The 21,976-nt window shown below is 72.6% G+C and carries 23 protein-coding genes and 2 tRNA genes; 15 read left to right on the forward strand and 10 right to left on the reverse strand.

Annotated features, from left to right (window positions below; genetic code table 11):
* Window positions 1-29: 29 nt before the first annotated feature.
* From ASF58_RS06885 to ASF58_RS06900, 4 genes are all read right to left on the reverse strand, one after another.
* Window positions 30-1,559 carry a TolC family protein gene (locus tag ASF58_RS06885; RefSeq protein ID WP_082512878.1) on the reverse strand — a complete coding sequence of 510 codons (1,530 nt, stop codon included), beginning with the start codon at window positions 1,557-1,559 and terminating at the stop codon, window positions 30-32.
* 47 nt (window positions 1,560-1,606) lie between these two features.
* Window positions 1,607-1,894 carry a hypothetical protein gene (locus ASF58_RS06890; protein ID WP_055949474.1) on the reverse strand — a complete coding sequence of 96 codons (288 nt, stop codon included), beginning with the start codon at window positions 1,892-1,894 and terminating at the stop codon, window positions 1,607-1,609.
* A 162-nt stretch (window positions 1,895-2,056) separates the two neighbouring features.
* Window positions 2,057-2,542 (reverse strand): hypothetical protein, encoded by a 486-nt coding sequence (locus ASF58_RS06895; RefSeq protein ID WP_055949477.1) that lies wholly within the window; start codon window positions 2,540-2,542, stop codon window positions 2,057-2,059.
* A gap of 167 nt (window positions 2,543-2,709) precedes the next feature.
* Entirely contained in the window at window positions 2,710-3,432 is a 723-nt protein-coding gene (locus ASF58_RS06900; RefSeq protein WP_055949480.1) for a DUF2231 domain-containing protein, read from the reverse strand.
* 573 nt (window positions 3,433-4,005) lie between these two features.
* Between ASF58_RS06900 and ASF58_RS06905 the strand changes: the two genes are divergently transcribed.
* Window positions 4,006-4,560 (forward strand): sigma-70 family RNA polymerase sigma factor, encoded by a 555-nt coding sequence (locus tag ASF58_RS06905; RefSeq protein WP_055949483.1) that lies wholly within the window; start codon window positions 4,006-4,008, stop codon window positions 4,558-4,560.
* Window positions 4,557-5,207, forward strand: a complete 651-nt coding sequence (locus ASF58_RS06910) for a DUF1109 domain-containing protein (protein ID WP_055949484.1) — start codon at window positions 4,557-4,559, stop codon at window positions 5,205-5,207. The genes ASF58_RS06905 and ASF58_RS06910 overlap by 4 nt, the downstream gene beginning before the upstream one ends.
* Before the next feature lie 64 nt (window positions 5,208-5,271).
* Here ASF58_RS06910 and ASF58_RS06915 read toward each other — a convergent pair whose 3' ends face one another.
* A complete protein-coding gene (locus ASF58_RS06915; RefSeq protein WP_082512880.1) occupies window positions 5,272-6,435 on the reverse strand; it encodes an AI-2E family transporter in 1,164 nt (387 codons plus the stop codon).
* A gap of 298 nt (window positions 6,436-6,733) precedes the next feature.
* Here ASF58_RS06915 and ASF58_RS06920 point away from each other — a divergent pair, with 298 nt between their 5' ends.
* The 9 genes from ASF58_RS06920 to ASF58_RS06960 all read left to right on the forward strand — a co-directional run bounded on the left by ASF58_RS06920 (window position 6,734) and on the right by ASF58_RS06960 (window position 14,301).
* Complete coding sequence (locus ASF58_RS06920) at window positions 6,734-7,036, forward strand: acyl carrier protein (protein ID WP_055949487.1); 303 nt, start codon at window positions 6,734-6,736, stop codon at window positions 7,034-7,036.
* A 67-nt stretch (window positions 7,037-7,103) separates the two neighbouring features.
* A complete protein-coding gene (locus ASF58_RS06925) occupies window positions 7,104-7,574 on the forward strand; it encodes a 3-hydroxyacyl-ACP dehydratase FabZ family protein (RefSeq protein ID WP_055949490.1) in 471 nt (156 codons plus the stop codon).
* 77 nt (window positions 7,575-7,651) lie between these two features.
* Complete coding sequence (locus ASF58_RS06930) at window positions 7,652-8,791, forward strand: beta-ketoacyl-ACP synthase (RefSeq protein ID WP_055949493.1); 1,140 nt, start codon at window positions 7,652-7,654, stop codon at window positions 8,789-8,791.
* Between the two features lie 151 nt (window positions 8,792-8,942).
* On the forward strand, window positions 8,943-10,187 hold the full coding sequence (locus ASF58_RS06935) for a beta-ketoacyl-ACP synthase (protein ID WP_055949600.1): 1,245 nt from the start codon (window positions 8,943-8,945) through the stop codon (window positions 10,185-10,187).
* Entirely contained in the window at window positions 10,184-10,963 is a 780-nt protein-coding gene (locus ASF58_RS06940) for an SDR family NAD(P)-dependent oxidoreductase (protein WP_055949496.1), read from the forward strand. Before ASF58_RS06935 ends, ASF58_RS06940 begins: the two co-directional genes overlap by 4 nt.
* Before the next feature lie 13 nt (window positions 10,964-10,976).
* On the forward strand, window positions 10,977-11,255 hold the full coding sequence (locus ASF58_RS06945) for an SH3 domain-containing protein (protein ID WP_055949499.1): 279 nt from the start codon (window positions 10,977-10,979) through the stop codon (window positions 11,253-11,255).
* Between the two features lie 109 nt (window positions 11,256-11,364).
* Window positions 11,365-12,387 (forward strand): zinc-binding dehydrogenase, encoded by a 1,023-nt coding sequence (locus tag ASF58_RS06950; protein ID WP_055949503.1) that lies wholly within the window; start codon window positions 11,365-11,367, stop codon window positions 12,385-12,387.
* A gap of 92 nt (window positions 12,388-12,479) precedes the next feature.
* Window positions 12,480-13,523 carry a lipid A biosynthesis lauroyl acyltransferase gene (locus ASF58_RS06955; protein WP_082512882.1) on the forward strand — a complete coding sequence of 348 codons (1,044 nt, stop codon included), beginning with the start codon at window positions 12,480-12,482 and terminating at the stop codon, window positions 13,521-13,523.
* A 4-nt stretch (window positions 13,524-13,527) separates the two neighbouring features.
* On the forward strand, window positions 13,528-14,301 hold the full coding sequence (locus ASF58_RS06960) for a DUF1223 domain-containing protein (RefSeq protein WP_055949505.1): 774 nt from the start codon (window positions 13,528-13,530) through the stop codon (window positions 14,299-14,301).
* A gap of 130 nt (window positions 14,302-14,431) precedes the next feature.
* On the opposite strand, the gene ASF58_RS06965 is transcribed toward ASF58_RS06960, so the two are convergent.
* From ASF58_RS06965 to ASF58_RS06980, 4 genes are all read right to left on the reverse strand, one after another.
* Window positions 14,432-15,307, reverse strand: a complete 876-nt coding sequence (locus tag ASF58_RS06965; RefSeq protein ID WP_055949508.1) for an outer membrane beta-barrel protein — start codon at window positions 15,305-15,307, stop codon at window positions 14,432-14,434.
* A gap of 419 nt (window positions 15,308-15,726) precedes the next feature.
* Window positions 15,727-16,938, reverse strand: a complete 1,212-nt coding sequence (locus tag ASF58_RS06970; RefSeq protein WP_055949511.1) for an aminopeptidase — start codon at window positions 16,936-16,938, stop codon at window positions 15,727-15,729.
* Window positions 16,939-17,130: 192 nt separating this feature from the next.
* Entirely contained in the window at window positions 17,131-17,424 is a 294-nt protein-coding gene (locus tag ASF58_RS06975) for a DUF2218 domain-containing protein (protein WP_055949514.1), read from the reverse strand.
* A 237-nt stretch (window positions 17,425-17,661) separates the two neighbouring features.
* Window positions 17,662-19,146, reverse strand: coding sequence for an FAD-binding oxidoreductase (locus ASF58_RS06980; RefSeq protein ID WP_055949603.1), 1,485 nt, complete (start codon window positions 19,144-19,146; stop codon window positions 17,662-17,664).
* 145 nt (window positions 19,147-19,291) lie between these two features.
* On the opposite strand from ASF58_RS06980, the gene ASF58_RS06985 reads away from it, so the two are divergent.
* From ASF58_RS06985 to ASF58_RS07000, 4 genes are all read left to right on the forward strand, one after another.
* Entirely contained in the window at window positions 19,292-19,990 is a 699-nt protein-coding gene (locus ASF58_RS06985; protein WP_055949517.1) for a fumarylacetoacetate hydrolase family protein, read from the forward strand.
* A 5-nt stretch (window positions 19,991-19,995) separates the two neighbouring features.
* A complete protein-coding gene (locus ASF58_RS06990) occupies window positions 19,996-20,472 on the forward strand; it encodes an NUDIX domain-containing protein (RefSeq protein WP_055949520.1) in 477 nt (158 codons plus the stop codon).
* A gap of 135 nt (window positions 20,473-20,607) precedes the next feature.
* Window positions 20,608-20,682: transfer RNA gene (locus ASF58_RS06995), tRNA-Gly, on the forward strand.
* 109 nt (window positions 20,683-20,791) lie between these two features.
* Window positions 20,792-20,866: transfer RNA gene (locus tag ASF58_RS07000), tRNA-Gly, on the forward strand.
* An 81-nt stretch (window positions 20,867-20,947) separates the two neighbouring features.
* Here the strand turns inward: ASF58_RS07000 and ftrA are convergent.
* The gene (gene ftrA, locus ASF58_RS07005; RefSeq protein WP_055949523.1) at window positions 20,948-21,934 is read right to left on the reverse strand and encodes a transcriptional regulator FtrA; all 987 of its coding nucleotides are present in this window, start codon (window positions 21,932-21,934) and stop codon (window positions 20,948-20,950) included.
* Window positions 21,935-21,976 lie beyond the last annotated feature (42 nt).

Here is a 21,976-nt window from a genome sequence, read left to right on the forward strand (position 1 = left end):
GAATGTCAGGGGCGGCGGGGCGGCGGGGCTCAACCGCCGGGCGTCCCGACGGCGAGGCTCTCGCCCGGGGTGCCGCCGGCGGCCTCGCCGCCGAAAGTCTCCGCCGAGAACCCGCCGCCGACGGTCGCCGCCTTGAGGTCGGTGGCCGCGATCCAGAAGTCGCGCTGCGCCTCGATCGCCTGGATGTTGCTCAGGATCCTGGCACGGGCGTCGATGATCAGCGTCGTGACGTCCAGGAGCATGCCGCTGTACTGAAGCAGGGCCTGGTCCTGGATCGTCCTGCGCAGGGGCAGGACGCTCGTCTGGTAGTGGCGGGTGATGTCGTACTGGCCGCGATAGCGCTGGTAGGCCTCGCGGACTTCGGACCGCGCGTTCACCGCACGCTCCGCCAGCCGGTTCGCCGCGGCGAGATAGCTCTCCTGCGCGCCCTGAACCGCCGTCGTGCCGAAATCATAGAGGGGGATGGTCAGGTCGGCCGAGAACCCGTTCAGGCTGTCCTTGTCGACCTTCGGAGACGCACCGCCCTCGAACGTCCGCGAGCGGGCGTACTGGTTGGCGAAACCCAGGTCGAAGACGCTGACGAAGCGGGTGGCCTGGACCAGGCCGAACTGCCCGGCGAGCGACTGCAGTTCGAAGCGGGCGGCCTGCACGTCGGCCCGCCGCCGCACCGTCTCCCCCTCCAGGCCGCGCCCGTCCACGAGGCGCTTGGGCAGCGCGGGCAGGCCCTTCGGAAGGCGGAAATCGATCTCCCGGCCCCAGAGGCCGAGCAGGCGGGTCAGGCGCTCCCGCTCCGCCCGCTGCTGGACACGCGCCTTCGCGAGCTGGGCCCCCAGCTCGCTGTAGAAGGCATGCTCGCGCGCCTGTTCCAGCTTGCCGAGCGCACCCGTCTCGCCCAGTTGCTGGGTCAGGATCGAGGTGGATTCGGCGCCCGCCAGCGACTGTTCGAGGAAGGCGACGGCCTGGTTGGCCGCCACAGTGCGGTAGAACTGGCGCCTGGCCTCACCGGCGAGTTTCAGGACCTCGTTCGCCGCGTTGTACTGGTCGGCCCGGAAGCGCTGGCCGGCGATCTCGGCGCGGGCCGGCAACGTCGCCAGATCCAGCACGCTGGCGGCCACGGAGCGCTCGATCTCCGCGTTGAACCCGAGCCCCCATCGGGTGATCGAGACGCTCGGGGCCGGCGGCAGCGTCGCCTGGACGTACTGCGCCTCGGAGATTCCGAGGCCGTTGAAGGCGGCCTGCAGGCCCCTGTTCCTGAGGAGCGCGACCTGGACGGCGCCATCCGCCGTGAGGGGACGCCGCAGCAGCGCCTCCACCCGGGCTTCCGCGCCCGGCGCGATTCCCTGGTCGCTCGCTTTGACGATGTCCTTGCCGAGTTCGAGCGCGGCGTAGGTGCGGGCGACCGACACGCCAGCATCGGGCGAGACGCTCGCGCAGACGCCCAGCAGCAGGGCCATCCCGGTCAATCTCCCGGCGACACGCCCGGGGCGCCCCCGGACGGCGCCCCCCGGCGTGCGCCCCGTCGTCCCGGCTTCTCCCGGCGTGGTCGTGTTGCGTCCCATGCCGGTAAGTCCGGGCGGGGCATCGATCGGGTTACAGCGACGGACCATCAGCGGCCTCCCGCATCCCGCTTGTCGCCCATGCCGGTCATGCCCGGCCTGTCGGTTTTGCCGCCGCCCGCCGCCTGCGGGTTCACCTGCCGGTTGAGCTCCCGCCAGTCCTTGGTCTCGACCACGCCGAAATCCTTCACGCCCTGCGTGGCCTTCGCGTAGCGCGGGGGCGGGACCGTCAGGTTCGGGTCGGCGGGCAGGACGAGCCCGACGGGCACGGGGGCGGGCAGGCAGCCGGCGAGCGGCAGGACCGCCGCGAGCGCGGCCGGTCTCGGCAACTTGAACATCTTGTCTTTCCCGAACTGAGGCGGAGGGCCGCGGACGAGGCGCCGCCGGCCGCACGGCCGATGCCGACGACGGGGTCGCGCCCGAGCGGGGCACCGAGGCGATGAGGTGAGGGGGCCGTCCTGCCGGACCGGCCGTCGGCGGTGGCGAGGACCGCCCGCGCGTCAGGCCGCGAGCCTCGGCGGTCGCTCGATCCGGAACGGAGGCGCGGCGACGGCCCCGTCCGCCCGTCCGATGAGCACGGGGTCGGCGGGCGCGCCCTCCAGGGGCGTGCCGATCCAGGCCGTCATCGGCAGCGCGGCCTGGCAGGCGAGGGGGCAGCAGGGCGACGGGCAGGCCGGGCGCTTCGAACGGTGCGGGCGACCCGGGCAATCGTCATCGTCATCGCCGGCGGTCGCGGACGGACCGGCCTCCGACGGCGCCTGGAGCGCGGCGTGCGGCGCGCTGTCCGGCGTGTCGGGCCCCAGCGAGGCCCGCCCGTGATCGGCATGCGGCCTCGGTGCGGCGGCCTCGGAGCCCCGGTAGTCGGCCGTGGCGGCATGAGAGCCCATCGCGCACGGCGCGCCCGGGGCGATGGGCAAGGCCCAAGCCAGGGTCCAGGCCAAGGCCGAAGCGAGGACGGCCAGCATCACGGTGCGCACGAAGACCACTGATCAGGATTCCTGCCCAATGTTGACGAACCATTCCACGGGCCGGCGGGACCGGCAATCCACCAGGCTGCAATTATCCGTCGAAACAACCCTGTGTTGTGTTTTTGCCATAAGCCGATTCCGGGACGGGGTCTGCCGGTCGGGCGACGCAGCGGGCGGCGGGACGGTCAAGGCGTATGGTCGTGCGGGGTGGCAGGCGGGGTGGCAGGTGAGGCCGGGGCCGGGGCCGGGACCGGATCGGCCCCGCTCACCGCCTCGGGCGTGGCTGCGCCGTCCGTCGGAGTGTGGTCATGTGCGGGGCCTCCATGCGCTTGGCCTCCATGTGCGGGGCCTCCATGCGCGTGGTCCTCATGCGCCGAGCCCTCATGTGCCTGGTCGTCATGCGCGTGGCCCTGCCCATCGCCATGGTCGCCGCCGCCGGGATGGACGTGGTCGCCCGATTTCGGGAGGGCCATGACGCCGAGGCCGTAGCGGTAGACGTTCTCGCCGCCGAGCCAGCCGGTCACCGCGAGCGCACCCGAACCGCCCGCCAGCAACACCAGCAGCACGAGGCCCGCTCCGGCGGGCTTCCGGCGCTCCGACCAGGCGACGCCCCCGGCGGCGAGAAAGACCAGCGCGGTGGCCACGGCCCAGCGAAGGTGGATCGTCATGTTCCGGTGCGAGGCCGCGTCGTGCGCGACCGTGTTGTAGGCCCACCAGCCCGTGGCGAGGGTCGCGACCGTGATCCCGATGCCGATCGCGAGGTTCCAGCGGGCGGTGGTGGTGAGCGCCCCGCCGCTCGGCCGCGTGCCCAGCACGGTCCCGAGGGCGAAGAGGCCGCTGCTCGTGAGGAGGAGAGCGACCGTGAAATGGACCGCGAGCGGATGCCAGTTCGGGATCACCGCGATCATGGCTGCACTCCAAGACAGGGCTGCACTGTGGGAGAATCGATGGCTGGACGGCCGGGCGCGAGGCCGACGCCGTCACCGGATCGGACAGGACACCTGCCCGGAGACGGTCGGCGACGCCCTGTCGCGGGATCCGGAAGCTCCCGGCGGCAGGGCTCCGAGGTTGCCCTGCCCGCCCGTCCGACCGAACCCGGCTGCGGTTTAGGAATACCACCCCTGATTGGCAATCGCCCGCGGCACATGCCTGTACGCGAGGGCATGCCGGGCGCGCAGTAACCTTTCGGGCCGCGCGTGCGGACATCCCGTTCGAGCGGTGGGAGCGCGTCCGTGTCGCGACTCAGGGGCCGGCCGTGGTAAGCGGATCGCCGGACGACATGCACCGCGGGACATGCGCCGCGGGACATGCCCCCTCGGAACATGCCCCCCCGGGCGGCACCGCGTCGTGGTCGTGAGGAGGTCTGCGGGGTGGGGACTGATGCGAGGGCCTTCGTTCTTCCGCTCGGCGGCCGCGAATCGGCTCGGGATGAACCGGCTCGGGATGAAGCCGTTCGTGGGGAGTCCGCGCGTCTCGCTGCCGTGTCCCCGGCGGAACGCGAACTGCGCGGTCTGCTCGTCGCCAGCCTCGCGGGGAGCGCCGTCGATTACCGGCGCTTCCTCGAGCGCCTCGGTTCGCACCTGCGCGCGTACTACAAAGGCAAGCTGGTTCGGTCCGGGCGGGCGGACACCGAGGCGGAGGACCTGGTCCAGGAAACCCTGATGGTGATCCATACGCGGCGGCACACCTATGACGTCACGCAGCCGGTGACGCCCTGGATCCACGCCATCGCCCGCTACAAGCTGATCGACCATCTTCGGCATACGCGCTCGGCCGCGGCGAACGTCCCCGTCGAGGATGCCGGCGTGCTGCTGGTCCAGGGCGACCACGTCGCGGCGGAGAGCTCCCTCGATGTCGAGCGCCTGCTCGCGCTCCTGCCGCTCAAGATGCGAAACGCGATCCGGTCGACGAAGGTCGACGGCCTGAGCACCGCCGAGGCCGCGGCGCGCGCCGGCATGTCCGAAACGGCGATCAAGGTGAGCGTCCATCGCGGCCTGAAGGCGTTGGCGAAACGCGTCGGAGGCACGGTGCGATGAAGACGGACGACCTCATCGGCCTCCTGGGACGCAGCTTCGAGCGCGAACCGGTTCGGAGCTCCGGGATGACCCGGCGGCTCGGACTGGCCGTGGCCGTGGGGGCCGCGGGTGCGCTCGGCCTGGCGCTCGCCGTCCTCGGCCTCCGCCCCGGCCTGATGCAGGGCCGCCCGCTGCTGTTCCTCGCCTTCAAGCTCGCCTTCGCGGCCGCGGTCGGGGGCCTCGCGATCCGGTATCTCGCCCGGGTCGCCCGTCCGGGCGGGGAGAGCCGCGTCCATCTCGGGATCGCCGCCCTGCCGTTCGTCGTGGTGGCGGCGCTGGCCGGGGCCAGCCTGGCGACGATGCCCCGCGCGCACTGGCACGGCCAAATCTCGGGCCATGCCTGGCTCGAATGCCTGGTCTCGATTCCCCTGATCGCCGTCGTTCCCTTCGCCGTCGTGACCTGGGCGGTCCGCCGGTTCGGGGCGCCGACGGACCTGGTTCGGGCAGGCGCCCTGGTGGGCCTCGCCGCCGGCGCCGTGAGCGCCGTCGGCTATTCGCTGCACTGCATGGACGACACCGTCCCGTTCGTCGCCGTCTGGTACGGCGGGACGATCGCGCTGTGCACCCTCGCGGGAGCGGTTCTGGGGCCGCGCCTCCTCCGCTGGTAGCGGTCCACCGCGCGTCCCCGCGCCCAGGCCCGATCCGATGGGGGCGGCCTTCAGGTCCCCGGGCTCAGGCCCCCGCGGGCTCCATCGGCGCGCCCTGCGTGAAGTCCCGCCAGAGCAGGATCAGCGCCGCCATCACGGCCGGGCCGAGGAACAGCCCGAGGAGGCCGAAGGTCTCGACGCCGCCGAGGATGCCGAGCAGCACCCAGAGGAAGGGCAGGCGCGTGGTGCCGCCGATCAGGACCGGACGCACGAAGTGGTCCGCCACGAAGGTGACGACGAAGCCCGCCGCCACCACGACCACCGCCGGCACCACCGCGCCGTTGGCGAGCAGGATCGCGGCCGCGAGGCCGAAGACCAGGGGCGCCCCGAACGGGATCATCGCCGCCACCGCCGTCAGGGCCCCGAGCAGCACCGGGTGCGGCACGCCGGCGAAGTAGTAGACGATCCCCAGGAGCACGCCCTCGCCGAGGCCGACCAGGACCAGGCCGTCCACGGTGCCGTGGACCGAGGCCACCATCTGTCGCGCCACCCGCTCGCCGCGGGGGCCGAACAGCTTGGCGCTGGCGGCCAGCACCTGCGCGGCGACCGCCCGGCCGTCGCGGAACAGGAAGAACAGCGCCACGAGGGTGAAGCCGAACAGCACCACGCGCCGGACGATCTGCGCCCCGAGGCTGCGGGTCACCCCGATCACCGAGGAATTGTCGAAGCGGTGCAGGAGCTCCGAGCCGGCGGCCGGGTGGCTCAGGTTCTCCCCCCACCAGGCCTGCGCCTGCGCCGCGCCGAAGGGCAGGTGGCCCAGGAAGTCCGGCACCGGGATGCCGGACTTCTCGAAGGAGCGGGCCCAGGCGACCACGTCGTGGGCCTCCCGCGCCGCCTGCACGCCCAGCACCACCAGGGGAATCAGGAAGACCAGGGCCACCGCCGCGGTGAAGAGGAGCGGCAGCAGCAGGTTGTGCCGGCCCGGCGGCCAGCGCCGCTCGGCGCGGGCGTAGAGGGGCCCGAGGGCGATCGCCAGGATCACCGCCCAGACCAGGGCCGGGATGAAGTGGTGCAGGACCCAGATCCCGAGGCCCGCCAGGGCGAGGAACAGGGCGAGGCGCGCGAGGCTCTGCGCCGAACCCGACAGCGGGTGCGTCCCCGCACGCGGCGGATGATCGGGAAGCAGGCGCGGGTCGGGCGCGCCCGCGGGCGGCGTGCCGGCCGGCGTCACGGAGGGAAGCTGGACCATCGTGTTGTTCGACCTCGTGCGGCGTGGCCGCGGCGACCACGTCCTGCTCCTGCATCTAGTCCATCGCCGCGGGATCGGAATGGAGGCGGCGGCCGGATCGCGACGCCGTGATGGCTACGGTTGCCCCTCCTGACCCCCTCGTGTAAGGGACCGCCTTCACTGTCCAGGGCGGCGGCAGCGCCGGCCCACGGGGCATGCTGCGCGACCGGGGGCACCGGGCATCATGCGCCGGATCGCTCCGGCCCCCGATCGGCACGGGCCGAATCCGGCGGGATACCCAGTCACACGGCGAGAACGCATGTCCGACCAGACCCACACCGCCACCTTCGATCGCGTCGCGGACATCATCGCCGACACCGCCGACATCCCGCGGGACACGATCACCCCCGAGAGCCACGCCATCGACGATCTCGGGATCGACTCGCTCGCCTTCCTCGACATCGCCTTCGCGGTGGACAAGGCCTTCGGCATCAAGCTCCCCCTCGAGCGTTGGACCCAGGAGGTCAACGAGGGCAAGGTGCCGGCCGAGGAGTACTTCGTCCTGAAGAACCTCTGCGCCCGCATCGACGCCCTGGTCGCCGAGAAGGCCGCCAAGGCCTGAAGCCGGTCCGCCCGGGAAGCCCCGGGCGCCCGACGCCGCCCCTTCGCCCCCCGGGACCCAGGACGCCATGCGCCTCGAATATTTCGAGATGATCGACGCCGTGACCCGCTTCGACCGCGAGGCCGGCCGCATCGAGGCCCTCGCCCGCGTGCCGATGGAGAGCCCGGTCTTCGAGGGGCACTTCCCCGACCACCCGCTGGTGCCGGGCGTCCTGCTCACCGAGACCATGGCCCAGGCCTCGGGCTACCTCGTGCTCGCCCATCTGGGATTTCGGCAGATGCCGTTCCTGATGGGGGTCGACAAGGCGCGCTTCCGGTCCTTCGTCGGCCCGGGCGCCGAACTGCAGATCGCGGCCAGCCTCGAACATGACGGCTCGGGCTACGCGGTGACGAAGGCGGCGATCCAGCACGACGGCAAGCCGCTGGCCAATGCCGAATTGCGCTTCCGCACCATGCCGTTCCCGGCCGGCCTCGACGGGCCGATGCGCGAGCGGGCCCGGAAGATCGGCCTGTTCGATCTCACGGGCGAGCCCGCGTGACCGTGCGGCCGCGCCTGCGGCCGAGTCTGAGGCCGGGTCTGAGGCGATGAGGGTCCAGAGATGAGCGACGGGGTGAGATGAGCAGTTCGCGCGACGTCGTCGTCACCGGCATCGGCCTCGTCTCCTGCGCGGGCGAGGGCCTCGCGGCGCATCTCGCGGCCCTCGGGGCGGGTGCGCCGGCGCGCACCGACACCGAGACCTTCGCGCCGTATACGGTGCACCCGGTGGCGCCCCTGGCCCTCGACGGCCAGATCCCGAAGAAGTCCGACCAGCGCCAGATGGAGCCCTGGCAGCGCCTGGGCGTCTACGCCGCCGGGCTCGCCCTCGATTCCGCCGGGGTCAAGGGGGATGCCGACCTCAAGGGCCGCATGCACCTCGTGGTCTCGGCCGGCGGCGGCGAGCGCGACACCGCGGTGGACGGCGCCATCCTGACCGGCCTGCGGGAGGCCGCCGATCCGGGCGCCTACCTCAACGAGCACCTGCAGAACGACCTGCGCCCGACCCTGTTCCTGGCCCAGCTCTCGAACCTGCTCGCCGGCAATATCGGCATCGTCCACGGGGTCACGGGGGCGTCCCGCACCTTCATGGGCGAGGAGGCCGCGGGCACCGACGCCCTGCGCATCGCCCAGGCACGGATCGCCTCCGGCCAGGTGGACTGCATGCTGGTGGGGGGCTCCTACAGCGCCGAGCGGCCCGACGTGATGGTCATCCACGAGATGGGCGGCTTCCTGCGCGCCCGCGACTTCCGCCCGGTCTTCGACCGGACCCCGGCGGACGAGGCCGGCTTCATCCTCGGCAGTGGCGCCGCCTTCCTGGTGCTGGAGGCGGCCGAGCACGCCGCCGCCCGCGGGGCCCGGGCGCTGGCCCGCCTCTGCCCGGTGGCGAGCGACCGCACGACGCGCAGGGAGGGCAGCACCGAGGCCAGCATCGCGGCCCTCTGGGCGGCGACGGGCCTCGAGGCACCCGAGATCGTCCTGGCCGGTGCCACCGGCGTCGCCCCGGTCACGGCCGAGGAGGGCGCAGCCCTGGCGCGCCTGGCGCCGGGCGTGCCCGTGACGGCTCTGGGCGATCTCACCGGCCACACCCTCGAGACGGTGGCGCCCTTCGGCGCGGCCCTGGCGGCCGCGCTGGTCGCCGAGAAGGGCCTGCGCGAGGTCGCCGTGACGGTGGTGGGCCATCGCCGCGGCGAGGGCGTGATCCGGGTGACGGCGGCCTGACCCGGGGCGATCCCGGGCTCCGGTGGTGGCGAAAAGAGTGTAAGACGGCGCGATGACGAACCAATCTCACCGTGAGGCCAAGGTCGGGGACGCCCAAGGACCGGCGGCCAACCTTCGGCAGGCCAAACTCAGGGACGCCAAAGGCCGGCCGCTGGTGGCGGTCACCGGCCTCGGCATCGTCACCTCCCTCGGCCAGGGCCAGGCGGACAACTGGGCCGCGCTGACCTCCGGCCGGTCCGGCATCCACGCCATCCGGCGCTTCCCCACGGAGGGCCTGCGCACCCGCATCGCCGGCACCGTCGACTTCCTCGACACCGACCCCCTGGTGGCGCCGGCCCTGTCGCAGCGCTTCGCCGAAGCCGCCGCCGACGAGGCGATCGCGCAGTCGGGCCTCGGCCGGCCCGGCGACTTCCCCGGCGCCCTGTTCATCGCCGTCCCCCCGGTGGAGATCGAGTGGCCGCAGCGGCAGGCCCTGGCCGAGGCCTCCGGCCAGACCGGCCCGATCACCTATACGGACCTGCAGCGCGCCGCCGCGAGCCGGCGCTTCGACCCCTGGCACGACCTGTTCATCTTCGGCACGGTGGCCGACCACATCGCCGACCGCTTCGGCACCAAGGGCTCGCCGATCTCCCTCTCCACCGCGTGCTCGTCCGGCGCCACCGCGATCCAGCTCGGCGTCGAGGCGATCCGGCGCGGCGAGGTCGCGGCCGCCCTCTGCATCGGCACCGACGGCTCGGTGAACCCCGAATCCCTGATCCGCTTCTCGCTGCTCTCGGCCCTCTCCACCCAGAACGACCCGCCCGAGGCCGCCTCGAAGCCGTTCTCGAAGAACCGCGACGGCTTCGTCATGGGCGAGGGGGCCGGCGCCCTCGTCCTGGAGGACGCGGAGGCGGCGCGCGCCCGCGGCGCGAAGATCCTCGGCTACGTGCTCGGCTGCGGCGAGAAGGGCGATGGCTTCCACCGCACCCGGTCGAGCCCCGACGGCGCCCCCGGCATCGCGGCGATCCGCGCCGCCCTGGCGGATGCCGACACGGCGCCCGACGCCATCGACACCGTGAACGCCCACGGCACCTCGACGCCGGAGAACGACAAGATGGAGGCGATGAGCTGCGCCGCCGTGTTCGGCGACCGCATCCGCACCCTGCCGGTCTCGTCCAACAAGTCGATGATCGGGCACACCCTCACGGCCGCGGGCGCCGTCGAGGCGGTGATCGCGCTCCTCACCATCGCGCACGGGCGCATCCCGCCGACCATCAACTACGCGGTGCCCGACCCCGCCATTCCCCTCGACATCGTGGCCGAGGCCCGGGACGTGCCGGTGCGCCGGGTGCTGTCGAACTCGTTCGGCTTCGGCGGCCAGAACACCTGCCTCGTGCTGGCGGACGAGCCGGCATGACGACGGACCTGAGCCCCGGGCCCGGCCGCCGCGTCCTCGTCACCGGGGGCGCCTCCGGCCTCGGTGCCGCCATCGTGCGGGCGCTGGTCGCCGCCGGCCACGACGTCGCCTTCACCTTCCGGTCCTCCGCCGAGGCCGCCGAGGCGCTGGTCGCGGAGCTCTCGGCGGCCCATCCCGGCCGCTCGATCTCCGCGCAGGCCCTGGATCTCGCCGACCGCGCCGCCGTCGAGGCGTTCTGCGAGGACCTCGAGGCCGGCGACGGCTTCCACGGCTTCGTCCACAATGCCGGCCAGTCCTACGACGCCCTGGCGGCGATGCTGGATCAGGACCGGGCCGAGGCCGCCATGCAGGTGAACTTCTGGTCCCTGACGCGCCTGGCCAAGTCCCTGGTCCGGGGCATGACCCGCGCGCGCGCGGGACGCATCGTCGCCATCGGCTCGGTGGCGGCCCTGCGGGCCAACCCGGGCAACGCCGCCTACGCCGCCACCAAGGGTGCCCTCATCGCGTATTGCCGCACTTTGGCGGTGGAATCGGCCAAGCGCGGCGTCACCGTCAACGTGATCGCGCCGGGCTTCATCGACACCGGAATGATGGCCCCCTACGCCGCCTACCGGGCCGGCATGGAGCGCCAGATCCCCGCCGGCCGCTTCGCCCGGCCGGAGGACGTCGCCGCCCTCGCGGCCTTTCTGATGGGCGAGGGCGCCGCCTACATCACCGGTGCGGTGCTGCCGGTCGATGGCGGCCTCACCGCGATGATGGGCGTCCATCGCTCCTGAGGCCGAACCGACCATGTCCCCGATTCCCGCCGCGCTGGTCCTCCTGCTCCTCGCCGCCGGCCCCGCCGCCGCGGCCGACGCGTTCCGGGTCGACGGGCTCCCGCGCGGCGAGACCCTGAGCATCCGCGAGACGCCGGACGCCGCCGCGCCCGCCCTCGGCCAGGCCCCGCCGGGCGCGCGCCTGCGCGGCTTCGGCTGCACCGCCGAGACCCCGAGCGGGCTGACCTGGTGCCGGGTCAAGGCCGGGCCGATCCTGGGCTGGGCCCGACGGCGCTACCTGTCGCCGGAGTGAGAGCGGCCCGCCGGGTTGATGCCTCGTCCCGCGAAGGATAGCGAGAGGCGCATGAACGCCCAGCCCCTGTGGGGGCATCCGCGGCGCCCCGCGAACGGAAGCAAACCCGATGCAATCCCTCCAACTCCACGGTGACCGCGACCTGCGCCTCGAGGATGTCGCGGAGCCCGCGGCCCCCGGTCCCGGCGAGGTCCAGATCCGCGTGCGCGCGGTGGGCCTGAACTTCATCGACGTCTGGGGCTTCCGCGGCATGGCCTTCGCCAAGCGCAAGCTGCCCCTGGCGGTCGGGGCCGAGGCCTCGGGCGAGATCGTCTGCGTGGGCGAGGGTGTCACGGGCCTGGCCGAGGGCGACCGGGTGGCGATGTACGGCGCCCAGACCTGCGGCCGGTGCAAGGCCTGCCGCGAGGGTCGCGACAACCTCTGCGAGGACGTCTCGGGCGTAATGGGCTTCCACATCGACGGCTTCGCCCGCGAGCGGGTGACCATGCCGGCCCGCCTCGTGATCAAGATGCCGGACGGGGTCAGCTTCACCGATGCGGCCTGCGCCCCCGTGGCCTTCGGCACCGTGCAGCACATGCTGTTCGACAACGCCCGCCTGGAGCCGGGCGAGAGCATCCTCGTCCATGCCGGCGGGTCCGGCATCGGCACGGCGGCGATCAAGATGGCCAAGGCCATCGGCTGCACGGTCTTCACCACGGTGGGCGACGACGCCAAGGGCGAGAAGGCCAAGGCGCTGGGCGCCGACCACGTCATCAACTACCGCGCGGAGCGCTTCGAGGGCGAGGTCCGGCGGCTGACCAAGCGCAAGGGCGTCGACGTGGTCTTCGAGCATGTCGGGCCCGACACCTGGAACGGCTCGCTCCTCTGCCTCAAGCGCGGGGGACGGCTCGTGACCTGCGGCTCCACCTCGGGCGTCTCGACCACCATGAACCTGATGCAGCTGTTCCAGCAGCAATACCGCATCACCGGCTCGTTCGGCTGCTCGATGGCCAATATCCGGGACGCCATGGCCAAGATGGCGCAGGGCATCACCCCGGTGGTGGACACGATCCTGCCCCTGGCGGATTTCGCGCAAGGGCTGGAGCGCCTGGAATCCCGCAAGGTGTTCGGCAAGATCCTCGTGACGCTCTGAGTTGCGGCGCACACGGGTGCCCTCCCGAACCAAAATGAATTATGCCAGGGCCCAGGGTCGTCGCCGGAACGCCCCGCGTCACGGGATTCGTTTTGCTTCGCCTTGCCCTCGTCCTGAAGCGTAACCTGCCGCGGCTGGCCGGCCTCGCCATGATTCCCCTGATCCGGGGATTGTTCTGGCTGGCGCGCCTCCTCGGGGCGGAGCGGGCGAGCCGGGTCGGCGGCTGGGTCGTGCGGACGATCGGCCCCTTCCTGCCGGCCCACCGCATCGCGACGGCCAATCTGCGCGCGGCCTTCCCCGAGCGGGACGAGGCCGCGATCCGCGCCCTGGCCCGCGAAGCCTGGGACAATCTCGGCCGCACGGGGGCGGAATACGCCCATCTCCACACGCTGTTCGATCTCGATCCGGCCCAACTCTCGGCGGGCGGCCGGATTACGGTGGCGGGCGAGACGCATTTCGCCGACCTGCGCGACGACGGGAAGCCGGGCCTGATCTTCTCCGCCCACCTGGCGAACTGGGAATTGCCGGCGATCTGCGCGGCCCAGTTCGGCCTCGACGCCACCGCGATCTTCCGCCCGCCCAACGACGCGGCCTCCGCCCGCCTGGTGCAGGAGGTCCGGCGCCAGACCATGGGGGGCCTGGCGGCGGCCGGGCAGGGCGCGGTCTTCGCCATGCAGGGCGTGGTGGAGCGCGGCGGCCATCTCGGCCAGCTCATCGACCAGCACTTCACCCGCGGCGTCGTGGTGGAGTTCTTCGGCAAGCCGGTGCTGGTCAATCCGCTCCTGGGCAAGCTCGCCCGCCACTACGAATGTCCCGTCCACGGCGCGCGGGTGATCCGTCGCGACGGGACCCGCTTCCATCTCGAACTGACGCCGCCCCTCGACCTGCCGCGCGACGCCGCGGGCGCCATCGACGTGCAGGGGGCGATGCAGGCGATGACCCGGGTGATCGAGGGCTGGATCCGCGAAAATCCCGGCCAGTGGCTCTGGATGCACCGGCGCTGGCGTCCCGCGATGCTGCCCAAGCCCAAGGCGCAGCCCAAACCCGCGCCGGTCCCGGGTCCCGCGGCCCCGGCCGGCGCGCCGGAGGATCGAGCGACCGTGATGACGGGGAATGGCCCGGCGACGGTATCCTGATCCCATGAGCCGCGCCGCCCCATCCCTTCCGCGCCGAACCGTCGGCCTGCACCTCGCCCTCCTGGTCGCCGCCGGGGCCCTGGCGGCGGGTGCGACCCAGGTCCAGGCGGGCGAGCGCACCCCGGTGGTGATCGAGCTCTACACGAGCCAGGGCTGCGCCTCCTGTCAGCCGGCCTCGCGGGTGCTCGGGGAGTTCGCCCGGGAGCCCGGCGTGATCGCCCTGACCTTCCCCATCACCTACTGGGACTATCTCGGCTGGAAGGACGTCTATGCCCAGCCCGCCTTCACGGCGCGGCAGCGGGCCTACGCCTCCCTGCGCGGCGAGCGACAGGTCTTCACGCCCCAGGCCATCGTCAACGGCGAGCCCTCGATGATCCGCTCGGATCGCAACTCCCTGGAACGGGCCCTGCGCCGGGCCCGGGCGACCAGCCCCATCCAGGTGCCGGTCCGGAGCTGGGAAGAGGGCGACCGGATCTGCGTCGATGTCGGCGCGAGCACCGGACCGGACACCAAGGCCGAGCTCTGGCTTCTCCCCGTGATGCGGCGGCGGCGCATCGCCATCGGCGGCGGCGAGAACAAGGGACAGGTGTTCGACTACATCAACGTCGTGCGCGGGATGCACCGGATCGGCCCCTGGGCGGGTCATGCGGCCCATTTCGAGGTGCCGCGCCACGCGGCCCAGGTGACGGATGCCGATTCCTACGTCGTCGTGCTCCAGGGGGGCATCGAGGGTCGCCCGAGCCGGATCCTCGGCGCCGCCAAGGCTCCCGGCTTCTGAAACGCTCCGGGCTTCTGAAGCGGGACAGCGTCTGACAGCGCCCCGGGATCGCTCCCGGGGCGTCGTTTGACCGAGCGGCCAGTCTGATCGGGCTGGGGAGGCTCAGGCCAAAAGCGGGTCCGGCAACGGCTCAGTACGTCCCGAACTTGTAGTTCAGTCCGGCGCGCACGACGGCGAATTCGTCGGAGCGACGGCTGGTCGTGCCCGTCGCGGCTGCATAACCCGTGCCGGAAACGCTGTACTGGGCGCCCGTGGCGTTCGAAGAGGCGAACACGCCGTTGGTGCCGTTGCGGTCGAGGCTGACATAGAGGCCCTCGATCTTCACGGTGACGGCGGAGGACTTGAAGAAGTTCAGGAACGAGTCGCTGGGCAGGGCGTACTCGACGCCGCCGCCCGCGGCCCAGCCGGTGCGGAAGGTGTCGCTGCTGCGGTTGGGCAGGCCGACGCTGGAGCCGCCCCCGCCGCCATAGGCGAAGCCGCCGGTGCCGTAGACCAGGGTCCGGTCGAAGGCGTAGCCGAGGCGGCCGCGCACGGTGCCGAAGTAGTCGAGGGTCGACAGGCCGTTCGGATTGACGAAGGTGAGGTCCGGGTTGGGCGTGCCGACGAAGGACGCCGCGCTGCGGTTGCTGCCGAAGCCGAGATACTGGGCGTCCGCCTCGACGCCGGCCACCACGCCGGAGCCGGGCGTGAACTGATAGTTGTAGCCGACCTGTCCGCCCCCGCTGAAGCCGTTGTCGGCGTTGCGGTTGCTGAAGGCGACGAGGCCCGGATCGGCGCCGTTGGCGATGATGCCGGAAGCGGCGCTGGTCCCGATCACGGTGGCGCCGCTGCTGCTGCTGGCATCGAAGCCGTAGCCCGCGTTGAGACCCGCATAGAACCCGGTCCAGCTGAAGGCCGGAACCGTGGTGAAGACCGGCGGCGCGACGCGGCGCGGGAGGTCGGCGGCGGAGGCCGCTCCGGCGAGCAGGACAGCCATCGGGCCGGCCAGGAGAAGGGGCTTGATCATGAGATCCTCGTTGTCTCCCTGGGGAGATGGCGACCCCGAACGACGGTTCCAAGCTGCAGACCGGTGCGGGACATCCCGCGGGCGCCCCGGATTCACCGGGATACGCCCAGCCCGATCCCCGCATCCGTGCGCCGGCAGGCACGGGGGGCGGGGATCGGGTCGTCGCCTAGGCCCCGGACACCCGGGACCGGCGGACTCGGATGTCGATCCACCCGAGGGCGGCGGCGGGTCTGTGCGGATGTCCGTCGGACGTTCGGTCGCGCGTCCGTGGCCGGTGCGACCACGTCCCGAACTTGCGTGGGAAATTTGCCCACGTCAATTTGACGGCAGCGATCCGCGTGCGCCGTCACACGGGGGAGGGCGCACGCGGACGGATGGCTGGTGGGATCGGGCCGGCGGGCGATGCGGCGCCGGCGGCGTCAGTCCACCCACTCGCCGGCGCGCATCACCGGGATCGCCCGGCCCTCGGCGGAGAGCCCGTCGACGTCGATCCGGTTCGAGCCGATCATCCAGTCGATGTGGATCAGGCTGCGGTTGGCGCCCCGCGCCGCGAGGTCGTCCTCGCTGAAATCCGCGCCGCCGTTGCGGAAGCACTTGCTATAGGCCTGGCCCAGGGCGATGTGGCTCGCGGCGTTCTCGTCGTAGAGGGTGTTGTAGAACAGCAGCCCCGAGGCGGAGATCGCCGAGGAGGCCGGCACCAGGGCGACCTCGCCGAGGCGACGGGCGCCCTCGTCGGTCTCCAGCACCTTGGCGAGCACGTCGCCGCCGGTGCGGGCGGTGGCCTCGACGATGCGCCCGCTCTCGAAGCGCACCTGGATGCCGTCGATCAGGGTGCCCTGGTAGGAGAGCGGCTTGGTGCTGGTGACGGTGCCGTCCACCCGGTCCTTGTGCGGGGTGGTGAACACCTCCTCGGTGGGGATGTTGGCGTTGCAGACGATGCCGCTGCGGGAGGCCGAGGCGCCGCCGCACCATTCGTGGTCGTCGGCGAGGCCCACGGTGAGGTCCGTGCCGGGCCCGAAGAAGCGCAGGGCCGCGAAGCGATGGGTGTTGAGCGCGTCCATGCGGGCGTGCAGGGCGGCGTTGTGCGCCTCCCAGGCCGCCACCGGGTCGGGGCCGTCCACCCGCGAGGCCGCGAAGATCGCGTCCCACAGGCGGGACACGGCCTCGGCTTCCGGCAGGTCGGGGAACACCGTGCGGGCCCAGGGGGTCGTCGCCGCCGAGACGATGGTCCAGTTGGTGGAGAAGTTGGCGATGAGCTCGAGGGCCGGCACGTAGGCCTTCGACCGGGCGCGGTTGGCGCGGGCCACCTTGGCCGAGTCCTGCCCGGCCAGGAGGGAGGGGTCGTCGCCCGCGATGGCGAGGCGGGCCGCGCCGTTGCGGTAGGCCTCGGCCATGCCGCTGTAGAGCCAGCCGGCGGCGGTGTCGAAGGCCGCCTCGGGGGCGTGGGCGAAGCGCGCCAGGGTGGCGGCGTCGTCCGTGTAGAAAGTGGTCACCAGGGAGGCACCGGCCTTGTAGGCCTGCTCGGTGATCAGGCGGGCCAGCGGCACCGTCTCCAGGGGCGCGGTGATCACGAGTTCCTGCCCGGGCCGGAGACCCAGGCCGACCTTCACGGCGACCTCGGCCAGGCGCATCAGGCGCTCGCCATGCTGCGCCCCGTGCGGCGACGCGGCCCTGGTCGGTGTGGACCCAGCGGTTGTCTGCGCAATCCCGTCCATGCCTGTCTCCCGATGCTGCCTTCAGCGCTGTGCGCTCAAGATCAGGTCTCGGGACGGCAGGTCAACCCTCGGCGGACGCAGGCCCGGTGGGCCGGCCGCGGCGTCGGTTCAGGCGGCGCGGGACCAGGTGATCTCGCCGAGGTGCTCGCGGAAGGCGTAGCGCAGGAGGTGGTCGGAGACCACGTTTTCCAGGCGCGTCAGGGCGGCCGGATCGGGGGTCGCGACCCGCATCAGTAGGGCGTCGGGGCCGGCCTCGAAGGTGCAGACCCGGTCCTCGCCGAAGGGCACGCGGCCGGCATCGTCGGTGGCTTCCACCGGGAACTTGTGGCTCCAGTGGCGGCAGAGCTGCTTCAGGTAGCGGCTCGCTTCGGCGGTCGGAACTCTCGCCTGGGAAGTCGGCATCGAACGTGTCTCCTGCTCGGTCTTCGATCGCGACGTCTAATCTGTTCTCTCTCCTTCAAGAGAGGGCGGAAGGGTTAAGACCGGGCTAACCCACCGCACTGCAACCAGCCGTCCGTCGGTGTCGTGCACCCTTGTCCGCCCGCAGCGGAGCCGATTTATGGCGCATTGCCGTCGACAATCTGGCAAGGCTTTGTGCGACGCACAACAACAATCCGGGCACGTCCGGCCCGGTTCCGACTAAATTTTTGTTGAGCCTTCGGAAAAGCCGAATGACGCGGCCTCGTCGGCAGGCCGGTCGCGGGCCATCGTGGCCGGGGTCAGAATTTTGCCCGGGTTGAGGACGTTGCCCGGGTCCAGGGCGGCCTTGAGGCTGCGCATCAGGTCGAGGGCCACCGGGTCGGCGTAGCGCGCCAGCTCGTCGCGCTTCAGGAGGCCGACGCCGTGCTCGGCCGCGATCGAGCCGCCGAGCTCCGCGACGATGTCGTGGACGATGCGGTTGAAGCGCTCCCAGTGGGCGAGGAACGCGGCGCGGTCCATGCCCACGGGCTGGCTCAGGTTGAAGTGGATATTGCCGTCGCCGAAATGCCCGAAGGCGCAGACCCGCAGGCCCGGCATCGCCGCCTCGCAGGCGCGCGTCGCCTCGGCGAGGAACGCGGGCAGGCGGGAGAGCGGCACCGAGACGTCGTGCTTGATCGAGGCGCCCTCGGCCTTCTGCACCTCGGAGAGGCTCTCGCGCAGATCCCAGAAGGCGTTTGCCTGGGCCTCGCTCGCCGCCAGGGCGGCATCCTCGAGGAGGCCCGCCTCCTGCGCCCCGGCGAGGAACCCCTCCATCAGGAGGCCGGCCTCCTCGCCCGAGCGGGTGGTGGCGATTTCCACCAGGGCGTAGGCCGCGTGCGCCCCGGCCAGGGGCCGGCGGGCTCCCGTCCGGTGGCGCAGCACGATCTCCAGGCCGAAGGGCACGATGTACTCGAAGGCGGTCAGGGCCGGGCCGGCCTCCGCCCGCAGGTTCCGGAACAGGGCGAGGGCGACCTCGGCCGAGGCGAGACCGACGAAGGCCACGGCCCGCGAGGCGGGCCGGGGGGAGAGCTTCAGCACCGCGGCCGTGATCAGCCCGAGGGTCCCCTCCGAACCGAGGAACAGGTGCTTGAGGTCGTAGCCCGCATTGTCCTTGCGCAGGCCCTTCAGCCCGTTCCAGATCCGGCCATCCGCCAGCACCACCTCCAGCCCGAGGACGAGGTCGCGGGCATTGCCGTAGGCGAGCACCGCCGTGCCCCCCGCATTGGTGGAGAGGTTGCCGCCGATGCGGCAGGAGCCCTCGGAGGCGAGGGAGAGCGGGAACAGCATTCCGGCCTCCGCGGCGGCGGCCTGCACGTCGGCCAGCACCATCCCGGCCTCCACCGTGATGCTGGCATTGACGGGATCCACCGCCCGCAGCCGGTTCAGGCGCGCCAGGGAGAGGACGATGCCCCCCTGCGGCAGGCCGCCGCCGACATGCCCGGTATTGCCGCCCTGCGCCACCACCGGCACCCCCGCCTCGGCGCAGGCGCGCACCACGCAGGCGACCTCCTCCGTGTCGGCGGGCCGCACCACCGCGAGGGCGTGGCCGCGCCGCAGGCCCCGGGTCTCGGCGAGATGGGGCGCGAGGTCGGCCGGATCGGTGAGGACGTGCGCGGCACCGAGATGCGCGGCGAGTTGCGCCAGCAGGCGGGAAGGGTCGGTCACCACGGAACTCGCAACGGCAGGCCTCGGCTCGCGGCGGGATGGCGCGGCCGGACCTGCCGCCTATGATAGGGATGGCGCGGCGTCCTGTGCAGGGCGAGCGACGGGGCGCCGCGCCGCATCCGCCGAATGAAGAGGTTGGAGACCCATGCTGTCCGTGATCCCGAACCCGCCCCGCACCGCCCTTCCGATCGTCGGCAGCGACGACCTCTTCCCGGTCCGCCGGGTCTATTGCGTCGGCCGCAACTATGCGGCCCACGCCCGCGAGATGGGCAAGGACCCGGACCGCGAGCCGCCGTTCTTCTTCATGAAACCCGCCGACGCCCTGCAGATCGTCACCGGCGAGGCGGCCGTCGACCATCCCTATCCGCCGCGCACCGAGAACTACCATTTCGAGGTCGAGATGGTGGCGGCCCTCGGGTTGGGCGGCCGCGACATCCCGGAGGCCTCCGCCCTCGACCACGTCTACGGCTACGCCGTCGGCCTCGACATGACCCGGCGCGACGTCCAGGACGAGGCCAAGCGCCTGGCGCGCCCCTGGGACCTCGCCAAGTCCGCCGATGCCTCGGCGCCGATCGGGCCGCTGCACCCGGCCTCGGCCATCGGCCACCCGGTGCAAGGCGCCATCACCCTGGCGCTGGACGCGGGCGAGCGCCAGCGCGGCGACCTCTCCGAGATGATCTGGTCGATCCCCGAGCAGGTCGCGCTGCTCTCGACCTATTTCGAGCTTCACCCGGGCGACCTCATCTTCACCGGCACCCCGTCGGGCGTCGGCGCCGTCCGGCGCGGCGAGACGATGACGGCCGCCATCGAGGGCCTCGGCGCCATCCGCCTGCGCGTCGTCTGAGCCGCATGCTCCTGCAACGCCCCTGGATGCGGCGCCTGATCCACTACGGCGCCCTGGCGACGCGCGGCATGACCCTGGGCGTGCGCGGGGTCGCCATCGACGCCGAGGGTCGGGTCTGCCTCGTCCGCCACACCTACGTGGCGGGCTGGCACCTGCCCGGCGGCGGCATCGAGGCCGGCGAGAGCGCGGTGACGGCCATGGCGCGGGAGTTCCGCGAGGAGGCCGAGATCGTGGTCGATCCCGAGCAGCCCCTGCGGCTGCACGGCTTCTATCACAGCCGCGCGGGAGCCGGGCGCGACCACGTCGCCCTCTACGTGGCCGCCGCCTTCGCGGTGCGGGCGCCGAAACAGCCCGACCGGGAGATCGCCGCCTGTGGCTTCTTCCCCCTCGATGCGCTGCCGGCCGAGACCACCGCCGCCACCCGCGCGCGCCTGCGCGAAATCCGCGAGGGCCTGCCCCCATCCGCGCAGTGGCAGCCCTGAGGGGCGGTGCGATGCCGGCAAACGGCCCGCGGGGCGAGCGCCTGGATTCAGCGCTTGCAACGCCCGGCGGAATGGTGTTTAGAGACGCCGTCCGGGGCCGCCGGCGGGTCTTTCCCACCAGCGGCGCAGTTGTGAGCGGGTGTAGCTCAGGGGTAGAGCACAACCTTGCCAAGGTTGGGGTCGAGGGTTCGAATCCCTTCGCCCGCTCCAATTGACCGAACGAGACGACCGGAGCGACAGCCGCTGCAAGGCGGCTTTTTGCTTCGTTGAGACGACGAACCGTCCGGCGCGAGGGTCACCTTCGCCACGACGGGTGTGAGCGGGTGTAGCTCAGGGGTAGAGCACAACCTTGCCAAGGTTGGGGTCGAGGGTTCGAATCCCTTCGCCCGCTCCAAATCTTCCAACCCAGCCAGAACCGACCCAGCGCCCTCCGGGGCGTTTTTTCGTGGGCGGGTCACCTGCCGGCGACGCGGCGTCAGTCCCGCGGCCGCGCGGCGGCCCGATAGGCCGCGGGCGTCACGGCGTAGCGCCGGCGGAAATGCCGGCGCAGGGTCGCGGCGGTGGCGAAGCCCGCCGCCTCGGCGACGGCCTGGAGCGGCGGGTCCGCCTGCTCCAGCAGATCCCGGGCCCGGGCGAGGCGCAGGTCGAGGAGCCAGCGGGCCGGCGTCGTGCCGGTCGCGGCGGAGAAGCGGCGCAGCAGGGTCCGCGGGCTCATGCCGGCACGGGCCGCCAGATGGGCGACCGGCCAGTCGCGGGCCGGCGCCGCCCGCATGGCATCGAGCAGCGGCCCGATCCGCGTCGCCTCGTGGAGCGTCGGCACCGCACCCGCCACCACCTGGGCCTGGCCGCCGTCCCGGTGCGGCGGCACGACGAGGCGCCGGGCGACGGCATTGGCGGCGGCCGGCCCGAAGTCGCGGCGCACGAGGTGCAGGCAGAGGTCGATCCCGGCGGCCGAGCCGGCCGAGGTCAGGATCGGACCTTCGTCCACGTAGAGGACGTCGGGGGTGAAGCGGATGCCGGGATGGCGCGCGGCCAGGGCCGCGGCATGGCGCCAATGGGTGGTGGCACGGCGCCCGTCGAGGAGGCCCGCCGCCGCGAGCACGAAGACGCCGGAGCAGATCGACAGGATGCGCGCCCCGCGGGCCGCGGCCGCCCGCAGGGCGGTGGCGAGAGCCTGGGGAACGGGCCTGTCCGCACCGCGCCAGCCCGGCACCACGATGGTGCCGGCGTGATCCAGGAGGTCGAGCCCGCCATCGACGAGGAGGCGCACGCCGCCCTCGGCCCGCAGCGGCCCGGGATCGAGCCCGGCCACGGCGAAGCGGTACCAGTCCGGCCCCATCTCGGGGCGGGGCAGGCCGAAGACCTCCACGGCGACGCCGAACTCGAAGGTGCAGAGACCGTCATAGGCCAGCACCACCACGAGACGGTCGGCGGGGGAAAGGCGCGCCTGCGACTTTGGCATGATCGCGACGCTAACCGGCAATCCAGGCCGCCGCCAAGCAGC

Source organism: Methylobacterium sp. Leaf125 (assembly GCF_001423085.1).
Classification (GTDB): Bacteria; Pseudomonadota; Alphaproteobacteria; order Rhizobiales; family Beijerinckiaceae; genus Methylobacterium.